Origin of the sequence: Microbacterium meiriae, from assembly GCF_025143875.1 — a bacterium.
GTDB lineage: Bacteria > Actinomycetota > Actinomycetes > Actinomycetales > Microbacteriaceae > Microbacterium > Microbacterium meiriae.
The window spans coordinates 150,650-160,139 of record NZ_JAMBDU010000006.1 but is presented as its reverse complement, the minus strand read 5'-3'; the positions used below and the strand labels follow the sequence as shown (position 1 = coordinate 160,139).

Here is a 9,490-nt window from a genome sequence, read left to right as displayed (position 1 = left end):
CGCGATCAGCGCGATCATCGTCAGCCTCGCGGTCAGCATCGTGCTCGGCACGCTCGCGGCCTACCGTCGCGGACTCGTCACCGACCAGGTCATCCGCGTCGTCACGCTCGTCGGGCTCAGCGTCCCGACCTTCTGGCTCGCGCTGGTCAGCTTCTACGTGTTCTTCCTGGAGCTGCGCATCGCGCCGGGCTCCGGACGCATCTCGCCGTCGATCACCCCGCCGCCCCGGGTGACCGGGCTCTACACGGTCGACTACCTCCTCAACGGCGACGCGGTGGGCTTCTTCGACGCCCTCGCGCACCTCGCGCTGCCGGTCATGGTGCTCTCGCTCGTGACCATCGGACTGCTCACCCGCTTCATCCGCACCTCGGTGCTCGAGGTCCTCGGCAGCGACTACGTGCGCGCGGCCCGTGCCAAGGGCCTGCCGGCCATGCGCGTCATCCTCGACTACGTGCTCCGGGGTGCCTCGCTGCCGATCCTGACGGTGGTCGGCGTGGCCTTCGGAGCCCTGCTCTCCGGAACGGTGCTCGTCGAGTCGGTGTTCGCCTGGCCGGGGCTGGGCACGTACGCCTACAACTCCGCCGCCAATCTCGACCTGCCCGGCATCATGGGTGTCGGTCTTGTGGTCGGTGTCATCTACCTCCTCATCAACTTCATCGTGGACCTGCTCTACGGCGTGCTCGACCCGAGAGTGAGGATCGCATGAGCCGCATCGCCGCAGCGACCCCCGCCGGACGCTTCCGCTTCCGCTGGCCGCGCGCCTGGCGCACCCCGCTCGGCATCATCGGCACCGTCATCGCCGGTGCGTGGATCATCGTCGCCTTCACCGCGCAGTGGTGGGTGCCCTACCCGCCGAACGCGCAGGTGCTGTCCCGTCTGCAGGCGCCGGGCATCGACACGATCCTCGGCACCGACGGCAACGGCCGCGACATCTTCTCCCGATTGATGACCGGCGCGACGGTGAGTCTGCCGCTCGCGCTCATGCTCGTGATCGCCGCCCTCATCATCGGCACCCTCGTCGGCGCGGTCGCCGGGTACTTCGGGCGCGCCGTCGACGAGACGCTCATGCGCATCACGGACCTGTTCATGGCGTTCCCGACCGTGATCCTCGCGATGGTGGTCGCGGCCTCGCTCGGCCCCTCGCTGTTCAACGCCGTCATCGCCGCGATCGTGGTCTCGTGGCCGCAGTACGCCCGCGTCACCCGCAGCATCGTGCTCGGTCTCCGCGGACAGAACTACGTGATCGCGGGCCGCCTGCTCGGACACTCGCCGGTGCGCACCCTGTTCGTCGACATCCTCCCGAACATCGCCGGCCCGGTCCTGGTGCTCGCGACACTCGACATCGGGGCGGCGATCCTGCTGCTCTCCGGCCTCTCCTTCCTCGGCCTGGGGGCGCAGCCGCCGACGGCCGAGTGGGGGTCGATGATCTCCGGTGCGATGCAGAACTTCGACGCCTGGTGGCTCGGAGTCTTCCCCGGTCTCGCGATCCTCACGGTGGTGCTCGCGTTCAACTTCCTCGGAGACGCGATGCGCGACGTGCTCGACCCGACCGCCGAGATCGCCCACGAGAAGCAGGCGGAGCACACGGCTTCCGCGACGGGGGTGCCCGCATGACCGCGCACAGCACGGCGACGCTGAGCATCCGCGACCTCACGATCGACATCGGCCGTCCGCTGGTCAAGGGCGTGTCCCTGGAACTCGAACCGGGGCGCATCCACGGCCTCGCGGGGGAGTCCGGCTCCGGCAAGACGCTCACCTCCCTCGCCGTGCTCGGCCTGCTGCCGCGACAGGCGAAGACCGGCGGCTCGATCCTGCTCGCGGGGGAGGAGCTCGTCGGTCGCAACCGCCGGGGGCTCAACCGCATCCGCGGGAAGCGGATCGCGATGGTCTTCCAGGATCCGTCGGCCTCGCTGCACCCGCAGCTTCCGGTCGGTCGGCAGCTCACCGATCACATGCGCGTGCATCTCGGGCTCAAGGGCGCCGCTGCGCGCGAGCGGGCGGTGGAGCTGCTCCAGACCGTGCAGGTGCCGAATCCGGCCGAGGCGTTGAAGCGGTATCCGCACCAGTTCTCCGGCGGGCAGCGGCAGCGCATCGCGATCGCGTGCGCCCTCGCGTGCGATCCGGAGGTGCTGCTCGCGGACGAGCCGACGACCGCCCTCGACGTGACGGTGCAGGCCGGCATCCTGAAGCTGCTGCGCGACCTCGCGATCGAGCGGAACCTCGCCGTCCTGCTCGTGACCCACGACCTGGGCGTGATGAGCGCGATCGCCGACACGGTCGCCGTCATGAAGGACGGTCGCATCGTGGAGCTCGCCGACCGGGAGACGCTGTTCCGCGCTCCGCAGCACGAGTACACCCGCATGCTGCTCGCGGCCCTGCCGGGATCGCGCATCGATGAGAGCCCGGAGGAGGCCGCGGATGAGTGAGGTCAGCGTCCTCGACGCGCGCGACGTGGTGGTGCGGTATCCGGGCACCCCGCCCGTGATCGCGGTGAACGGCGTCTCGCTGAGTGTCGCGGCGGGAGAGACGGTCGCCCTCGTGGGCGAGTCCGGCAGCGGCAAGTCGAGCCTGGCCCGCGCTGTCGTCGGCATCGAGAAGACCGCCGGCGGGACGGTGTCGTTCCGCGGAGCCCCCGTCGCGCCGCTGGGGATCCGTCGTCGTGACACGGCGCTCACGGGCATCCAGATGGTCTTCCAGGACCCGGCGACCTCGCTGAACCCGCGCCGGCGGATCGGCGACCAGATCTCCGACGGCATCGCGACCGCCCGCGCGCGCGGTGCCGCCGGTTCCACCGTGGAGGAGTGGCTGGAGCGGGTCGGACTGCCCGCTGAGGTGCGCACCCGCTTCCCGCATCAGTTCTCCGGCGGCCAGAAGCAGCGCATCGCGATCGCCCGAGCGCTCGCCGCGCGGCCCTCGCTGCTCGTCGCCGATGAGCCGATCTCCGCGCTCGACGCGTCCACCCAGACGAGTGTCGCGGGGCTCATGCGCGACCTCGTGGCCGAGTCCGGCGCCGGGATGCTCTTCATCTCCCACGACCTCGCCGTCGTGCGCCGCATCGCCGACCGCACGTTCGTGATGTTCGGCGGGAGGGTGCTCGAATCAGGGCCGACCGCTGAGCTCTGGGCGGCGCCGCGGCACCCCTACACGCAGGCGCTGCTCGCCGCGATCCCGGAGCCGGACGGCACCGGCCGCATCCCCGATGCCCCCTCCGCCGACGACCGCGCGGTCTGGGCCGAGGTGCCTCCCGTCGCCTACTGACGCCTGATACGGCGAAGGGCCGGAGCATGCACCCCGGCCCTTCGCGTGTCTCGTGCGATCAGAGCGGCGCGACGATGTCCTGCTTCACGTCCCACTCGGTGATCTCGAGCGCGACGTCGACCGACTGCCCCTGGACGGTCGCGGAGCTGGTCGAGGCGAGGTTGACGTAGTCCTCGGTGACCTCGAACACGACCTCGACGGGCGTGCCCGCCTGCTCGACGGTGCCGCTGACGAGGTAGACCTTCTGGCCGAGGCGCTCGCCGGTGCCGGTCACGGTGAAGTCACCCGTGATGGCCTTCGCCGTCTCGGCGGGGTCCATCGCGGTGACGTCCTTCGCGGTGGTGCTGAGGCTCGCGATGATCGGGTCGCTCGACGACGGGTCGGCGGTCTGCCAGTCGCTCGATGGCGACTTCACCCAGACGTCGTCGCCGATCGCGACGATCGAGCCCATCGGGGAGAGCGACTCCAGCGCCTTCTCGGACGGGTTGAAGCGCGTGGTGGACTCCATGCCCATCACGACGGTCTTGGCGGCGTAGCCGGCAGTGTCGGTCATGGCCTCGGCGATGCAGGCGCCGAGGGCAGAGCCGTCGACGGTGGCGCCGTCGGCGAGCTCGGGGCAGTCGGTGGACGGCGCTTCGGCCTCCTGCGACGCGGCCCCGCTCGGCTTCGACTCGGCCGGCTTGTCCGACGCTCCCGCCGAGCATCCGGTGAGCATGACGGCGGCGGCGAGCACGACGCCGACCCCCCACTTGTTGACGCGCATGGCGCCCCCCTCCAGGTCACGTGCCGATGACCGTCACCAGGCACGCCCTCCAGCATGCCAAGGACCGAGCGGATGTGCGGGAGGCGGTTCCGAGGAAACTCCGCTAGACTGTCGAGGTTGTCTGCCTTGCGGCGTCCATTCGGGATTCCACGGGCGGGCACGTGCACACACCCTCCTGCTCCCGGGAAAGCCCCGAGAGCCGTTCTAGTCCGAAGGAGGTGGGTAAGTGACGCACCAGTACGAACTCATGGTCATTCTGACCCCCGAGATCGACGAGCGCCAGGTCGCCCCGACGCTCGACAAGTTCCTGAAGGTCATCACCAACGATGGTGGCTCTATCGAGAACGTCGACATCTGGGGCAAGCGCCGTCTCGCCTACGAGATCCAGAAGAAGACCGAGGGCATCTACGCCGTCGTCAACTTCACCGCGACCAGCGCCGCCACGCAGGAGCTCGACCGTCAGCTCAAGCTGAACGAGCAGATTATGCGCACCAAGGTGCTCCGCGCTGAAGAGGCTCAGGCGATGATCGCTTCCGAGGCCAAGCGCTCCGAAGAGAAGGCTGCCCGCAAGGCCGCCAAGGCTGCGAAGGCCTAAGTCTCATGGCCGGCGAAACCGTCATCACCGTGGTGGGCAACCTCACCGCCGACCCCGAGCTGCGCTACACGCAGAACGGGCTGCCGGTGGCGAACTTCACCATCGCATCGACGCCTCGCAACTTCGACCGTGCCGCGAACGAGTGGAAGGACGGCGAAGCGCTGTTCCTCCGCGCCTCGGTGTGGCGTGAGTTCGCCGAGCACGTGGCGGGCTCGCTCACCAAGGGCATGCGCGTGATCGCGCAGGGTCGTCTGCGCCAGCGTTCCTACCAGGACCGCGAGGGCAACCAGCGCACCGCGATCGAGCTGGAGGTCGACGAGATCGGCCCCTCGCTGCGGTACGCGACCGCGCAGGTCACCCGTGCGGCCTCGGGCGGTGGCGGCGGGGGACAGTCCCGTCCCGCGCAGCAGCAGCAGGTGTCGGAGGAGCCGTGGTCCACGCCCGGCTCGTCGACCAGCGCCGACGCCTGGAGCACTCCGGGCAGCTTCGGCGACGACACCCCCTTCTGAAAACACTTCTTCACGGGTGGGTCCCTGAGCTTGTCGAAGGGCCGCACCCCGCTCATCACTAAGGAAAAACTATGGCTGGAAAGTCGAGCGGCGACCGCCGCAAGCCGCGGAAGGGTGGCAAGCCCACCGCTCCCGCGAAGTCCATCCGGGTCGGTGTCATCGATTACAAGGATGTCGCCACCCTTCGCAAGTTCGTCTCGGAGCGCGGCAAGATCCGCGCCCGTCGTATCACCGGTGTCTCGGTGCAGGAGCAGCGTCTGATCGCCACGGCGATCAAGAACGCGCGCGAAATGGCGCTCCTGCCCTACGCTGGCGCCGGCCGGTAAGGGGTATCGAGATGGCAAAGCTGATTCTCACGAACGAGGTCGCCGGGCTCGGTAGCGCCGGTGACGTGGTCGAGGTCAAGAACGGGTACGCCCGCAACTTCCTCATCCCGCAGGGCTTCGCTACGGCGTGGACCCGCGGTGGCGAAAAGCAGGTCGCATCGATCCAGGCCGCGCGTCAGGCACGCGCGATCCACGACCGCGACGAGGCTGTGGCCCTGAAGAACACCCTCGAGGGCACCAAGGTGCGCCTCGCGGTGAAGGCCGGCAAGGAAGGCCGTCTGTTCGGCTCGGTGAAGACCGCCGACGTCGCAGAGGCCGTCACGGCTGCGGGCCTCGGCTCGATCGACAAGCGCAAGGTGCACATCACCTCGCCCATCAAGGCGACCGGTGAGCACGAGGCGACCGTGCGTCTGCACGAGGACGTCACTGCCGTCATCACGCTGCAGGTCGTCGCCGCCAAGTAAGGCACCCGACGGGCCCTGCCTGTCGAACAGAACGCCCCCTGTCCTCCGGGACAGGGGGCGTTTCTGCGTCTGGACGCGGGTCAGGCGGCAGGGGTGCTGCCTGATTCCATCGTCTGGTCGATGAGGTGATGCCTCCGTCGACGCTGCGCGACGAGCGCCCACGCCAACGCCACGATGCCGAGGCCGAACACCGCACCGCCGACGAGGAGCGGGACGTTCAGCGGCTCCTCGCCACGGGCAGCGGCGGCGAGGGTGCACCCGGGAGCGTCCGCGTCGAACACCGAACCGGCCGCGATGCAGTCGTTCAGCACGGTGACCTGACGGGCATAGGCCTGATCGGTGTGGACGCTGATCTTCCCGTCCGCCCCCACCTCGCACGGGTTGTCCTCCGTGCACTTCTCCCCGTCGGTGTTGCTCGAACTGTTCACCCCGACGATGGTCTTCCCGTCGGGGGCGACGAGGGCTGCCCCGGAGGTGCCGTGGTAGGTCTCGCAGTACTCGCCCTTCGCCATTCGCAGCGAGTCGTAGAGCTCATACTCGCCTTCGCGCAGGGTGGGGACGACCGTCTCGACGGTGCAGGTGAAGCCCTCATCCGCCTGCAGGGTGACCACGTCTCCGATCTTCGGCGGCGCGGCGGCGATGTCCAGGACGGTGACGCCCTGCGATTCGAGGTCGGCGTAGGAGGCGTCGAGCCGATAGAGCGCGAGATCGGTGCCGGTCATGGTGGCGAACAGCAGCCGCTCGGTCCTCGACGTGGTCAGGAGGTACCCCTTCTCGTCCTTGAACGGGACCGAGGAGTCCGATGATCGGTCGAGCTCGAATGCTCCAGGCTGCGGGATGTCTCGAGACGGATCCACGGCCGGGGTGCAGTGCCCGTTGGTGAGGAGGAGGGCATGGTCCTCGTCCGTCGACGCCGCGGCTCTGACGATGGAGGACGCGCAGGGCCCGACGCCCGGGTAGCCGGCGAGGGGGTCATGGGGCACGACGTCATCAGGAATCGACTCGTACGTCGACATGACGGTCCGGATCCAGTCCGCGTGCGCGGTCACGTCGGTGAAGAGGCCGCTGACCTCCGGGTTCTGGTCTTCGCTGCCGGTGAGTATGCCGGCGAGGGCCCACCCTCCGTTCACGCGGACGAGCAGCGGCCCCCCGGAGTCTGCGTTTCCGGTCTTGCTGTCGCCGTCGCCGGCGCACATCTCGCTGACTCGTTCGATGGTGGGGCAGTCGGCGTTGTCGAGGACTCGCGCGTCGAACTCCTTCAGCATCGTCGGGTAGTGGGATTGTTCGCTCGGACTCGCGTCATTACCCCAACCGAGAAAACGCACCGCCGTGCCGACCTTCGGCCGCGCCGACGCGAGAGGGATCGGCGTCTGCGACACCGGCTCGTCGAAGCGCAACAGCATGAGGTCTTCACCGAACACGGGCTCGGTACCCCCGGGGAGGCGGAAGAACCGGCTCACCGTGGCGACCTCACCGCCTTCCGTCACGTCGGCGGAACCGAACTGGACCGTCCATCCCTTCGGCGTTCCCGTGCTGACGAGGTTGTTCTTGCGGCAGTGCGCGGCGGTGAGGCCCCAGTTCGCGTCGATCAGGGTGACGCCGCAGCCGTTGCCTCCCGGCCCCGGCGTCTTCGGGTAGCCGGGCTTGTAGGCGCCCATGAAGGGGTAGGGCTCCGTCGCGTCGCTGCCGTCGCTGATCGCGAGCGCGGGCGTCGTGCCCGCGAGGACCAGGAGCGAGGCGAGCACGGCGGCGACGAGGTATCTGATGCGTGTCATGCGAAGGACCGTACGGACGGGGATGTTGCAGGACTGTCGCCGGATTCGCATACGTTCTCGCAACATCCGGTGGGGTGGGCTGGTGTCATGACCGCAGCGACGACATCGCGCGCGCCCTGGGGCGATGCCGCGAAGGGGCTGCTGATCGTCCTCGTGGTGTTCTGGCACGTCGTGCTGAAGACCTACCTGCAGGTCGACTGGCGGCTCGGCATCCCCCTTCCCGGAGCCTGGGGTCTCGCGAGCGACCTCATCTGGCCGTTCCTCATGCCGCTGTTCCTGTTCCTGTCCGGATACTTCGCCTCCGCAGCGTTGGCTCGACCGTGGGCGGCCGTGCTCCGTCCGCGCGTGGCCCGCTTCCTCTACCTCTATCTGCTGTGGAGTCTCATCCATGCCGCCGCGATGTGGGCGTTCCCCGACTTCCCGACGTTCGTACCGAGGAGTGTCTCCGCGTTCGTGGAGGGGGTGACGATGAGCCCGCCGAACACCTGGTACCTCTACGCCCTCGCGCTGTACTTCGTCGTCGCCAAGGGTCTGCAGCGACTGCCGCGCGGCGTGATGCTGGCGGGTTCCGGAGTCCTCTCGGTGGCGGTGGCCGCCGGGCTGGTCGATGTGGTGAGCAACCGCGGATCGCTCCTCTACAACCTCTTCTTCTTCCTCGGAGGTGCGTACCTCGCACCGCGCATCCGTCGCTTCACCGCTCGTCCGCGACCAGCACTCGCCGGGGCCCTGATCTTCGGGTACCTCGCCGCCTACGCCGTCATGCGCGTGACGGGTACGGAGACCGTTCCGGGGGTGTGGCCGGCGGTGTCCGTCCTCGGGGTGGCGATGGGACTCGCGGTCGCTCCGATCCTCGCGGGCCTCCCGCTGGCCGGGCGGGGCCTGCAAGCGCTCGGCGTCTGGAGCCTGCCCATCTACCTCCTGCACATGCCGCTGCTCGCGCTCGCCGACGCCGCGCTCGTGGGGGTCCTGTCCGACGCGGGGCAAGCCGTGCAGCTGCTCGCGGCCGTCCTGCTCCCGGTCGTGCTCACGGCGGGTCTCGTCGCCGCGTGCATCGGCCTCGATCGCCTCACCGCTCGCGATGGACTCGCCTGGCTGTGGGACCTGCCGCGTCGGCGGGCCGCGGTCGACGACGCGCCTCGCAGAGTCCCCTGGCGGACCCCGGTCGCGATGCTGGCACTGCTGGGGGTCGGCCTCGCCGTCAGCGCGGCAGCGGCGATCCCCGCCCGGCCGGCCGCGACCGCCGACCGCGCCGCCACCAACGAGGGCGAGGTCAGCGTCGGCGCCGTCGGCGACATCCTGCTGTACGATGCGTCGCGCGGGATCCCGGCGGATCGCGGGCGATCGACCTTCGACGAGATACGCCCCTGGTTCACCGAGGACATCGTCACCGGCAACCTGGAGCAGGTGATCGCGGCGGATACCGGCGTCGACAAGTGCGGCGGGAGCGACCACTGCCTCGCGTTCCGCAGCGAGCCGGATGCCGTCGAGGCGCTGCGCGGCTTCGACGTGCTCAATCAGGCGAACAACCACAGTCACGACTTCGGCCGGGAGGGCGTCGAAGAGACGAGGACGATCCTCCGCGCAGAGGGCATGGACGCGGTCGGCGACCGGAACGAGGTCGTCGTGACGAGGGTGGGGGAGACCACCGTGGCCCTGGTCGGGTTCGCGCCCTACGGGGGGTTCAACCGGGTCACCGACCTCCGTCACGTCGGTCAGGTGGTGCGCGCGGCGGCGGAACAGGCCGATCTCGTCGTCGTCCACGCGCACATGGGCGCCGAGGGACCAGAGGCCGACGGGGTC

General features: G+C 69.4%; 10 protein-coding genes and 1 pseudogene. 9 read left to right on the top strand and 2 right to left on the bottom strand.

From position 1 onward, the window contains the following. The 4 genes from M4D53_RS06185 to M4D53_RS06170 all read left to right on the top strand — a co-directional run. The coding region (locus M4D53_RS06185) for an ABC transporter permease (protein ID WP_259952713.1) at positions 1–706 on the top strand (706 nt) is incomplete at its 5' end. Beyond that, positions 703–1,614: an ABC transporter permease gene (locus M4D53_RS06180; protein WP_259952711.1), complete on the top strand. Its 912-nt coding sequence runs from the start codon at positions 703–705 to the stop codon at positions 1,612–1,614. The genes M4D53_RS06185 and M4D53_RS06180, both read left to right, overlap by 4 nt. Further along, a complete protein-coding gene (locus M4D53_RS06175) occupies positions 1,611–2,426 on the top strand; it encodes an ABC transporter ATP-binding protein (RefSeq protein ID WP_187662748.1) in 816 nt (271 codons plus the stop codon). The genes M4D53_RS06180 and M4D53_RS06175 overlap by 4 nt, the downstream gene beginning before the upstream one ends. Next, positions 2,419–3,258, top strand: a complete 840-nt coding sequence (locus M4D53_RS06170; RefSeq protein WP_259952709.1) for an ABC transporter ATP-binding protein — start codon at positions 2,419–2,421, stop codon at positions 3,256–3,258. The genes M4D53_RS06175 and M4D53_RS06170 overlap by 8 nt, the downstream gene beginning before the upstream one ends. Positions 3,259–3,316: 58 nt before the next feature. On the opposite strand, the gene M4D53_RS06165 is transcribed toward M4D53_RS06170, so the two are convergent. Continuing rightward, positions 3,317–4,021 carry a hypothetical protein gene (locus M4D53_RS06165; RefSeq protein ID WP_259952707.1) on the bottom strand — a complete coding sequence of 235 codons (705 nt, stop codon included), beginning with the start codon at positions 4,019–4,021 and terminating at the stop codon, positions 3,317–3,319. A gap of 226 nt (positions 4,022–4,247) precedes the next feature. Between M4D53_RS06165 and rpsF the strand changes: the two genes are divergently transcribed. From rpsF to rplI, 4 genes are all read left to right on the top strand, one after another. Beyond that, a complete protein-coding gene (gene rpsF / locus M4D53_RS06160) occupies positions 4,248–4,616 on the top strand; it encodes a 30S ribosomal protein S6 (protein ID WP_021201450.1) in 369 nt (122 codons plus the stop codon). 5 nt (positions 4,617–4,621) lie between these two features. Further along, positions 4,622–5,125: a single-stranded DNA-binding protein gene (locus M4D53_RS06155; RefSeq protein ID WP_025102815.1), complete on the top strand. Its 504-nt coding sequence runs from the start codon at positions 4,622–4,624 to the stop codon at positions 5,123–5,125. Between the two features lie 71 nt (positions 5,126–5,196). Beyond that, complete coding sequence (gene rpsR, locus M4D53_RS06150; RefSeq protein ID WP_017829850.1) at positions 5,197–5,451, top strand: 30S ribosomal protein S18; 255 nt, start codon at positions 5,197–5,199, stop codon at positions 5,449–5,451. An 11-nt stretch (positions 5,452–5,462) separates the two neighbouring features. Then, positions 5,463–5,915 (top strand): 50S ribosomal protein L9, encoded by a 453-nt coding sequence (gene rplI, locus M4D53_RS06145; RefSeq protein ID WP_187662744.1) that lies wholly within the window; start codon positions 5,463–5,465, stop codon positions 5,913–5,915. Positions 5,916–5,995: 80 nt separating this feature from the next. Here rplI and M4D53_RS06140 read toward each other — a convergent pair whose 3' ends face one another. Further along, the gene (locus M4D53_RS06140; RefSeq protein WP_259952697.1) at positions 5,996–7,690 is read right to left on the bottom strand and encodes a S1 family peptidase; all 1,695 of its coding nucleotides are present in this window, start codon (positions 7,688–7,690) and stop codon (positions 5,996–5,998) included. Between the two features lie 87 nt (positions 7,691–7,777). Between M4D53_RS06140 and M4D53_RS06135 the strand changes: the two are divergent. Beyond that, positions 7,778–9,457, top strand: a pseudogene (locus tag M4D53_RS06135) (acyltransferase family protein); the annotation flags it as partial. Between the last annotated feature and the right edge of the window lie 33 nt (positions 9,458–9,490).

Coding starts and splice junctions, on each gene's coding strand:
- M4D53_RS06165 (WP_259952707.1), bottom strand. CDS start 4,021: ATGCGCGTCAACAAGTGGGGGGTCGGCGTCGTGCTCGCCGCCGCCGTC.
- M4D53_RS06170 (WP_259952709.1), top strand. CDS start 2,419: ATGAGTGAGGTCAGCGTCCTCGACGCGCGCGACGTGGTGGTGCGGTAT.
- rplI (WP_187662744.1), top strand. CDS start 5,463: ATGGCAAAGCTGATTCTCACGAACGAGGTCGCCGGGCTCGGTAGCGCC.
- M4D53_RS06155 (WP_025102815.1), top strand. CDS start 4,622: ATGGCCGGCGAAACCGTCATCACCGTGGTGGGCAACCTCACCGCCGAC.
- M4D53_RS06180 (WP_259952711.1), top strand. CDS start 703: ATGAGCCGCATCGCCGCAGCGACCCCCGCCGGACGCTTCCGCTTCCGC.
- M4D53_RS06140 (WP_259952697.1), bottom strand. CDS start 7,690: ATGACACGCATCAGATACCTCGTCGCCGCCGTGCTCGCCTCGCTCCTG.
- M4D53_RS06175 (WP_187662748.1), top strand. CDS start 1,611: ATGACCGCGCACAGCACGGCGACGCTGAGCATCCGCGACCTCACGATC.
- rpsR (WP_017829850.1), top strand. CDS start 5,197: ATGGCTGGAAAGTCGAGCGGCGACCGCCGCAAGCCGCGGAAGGGTGGC.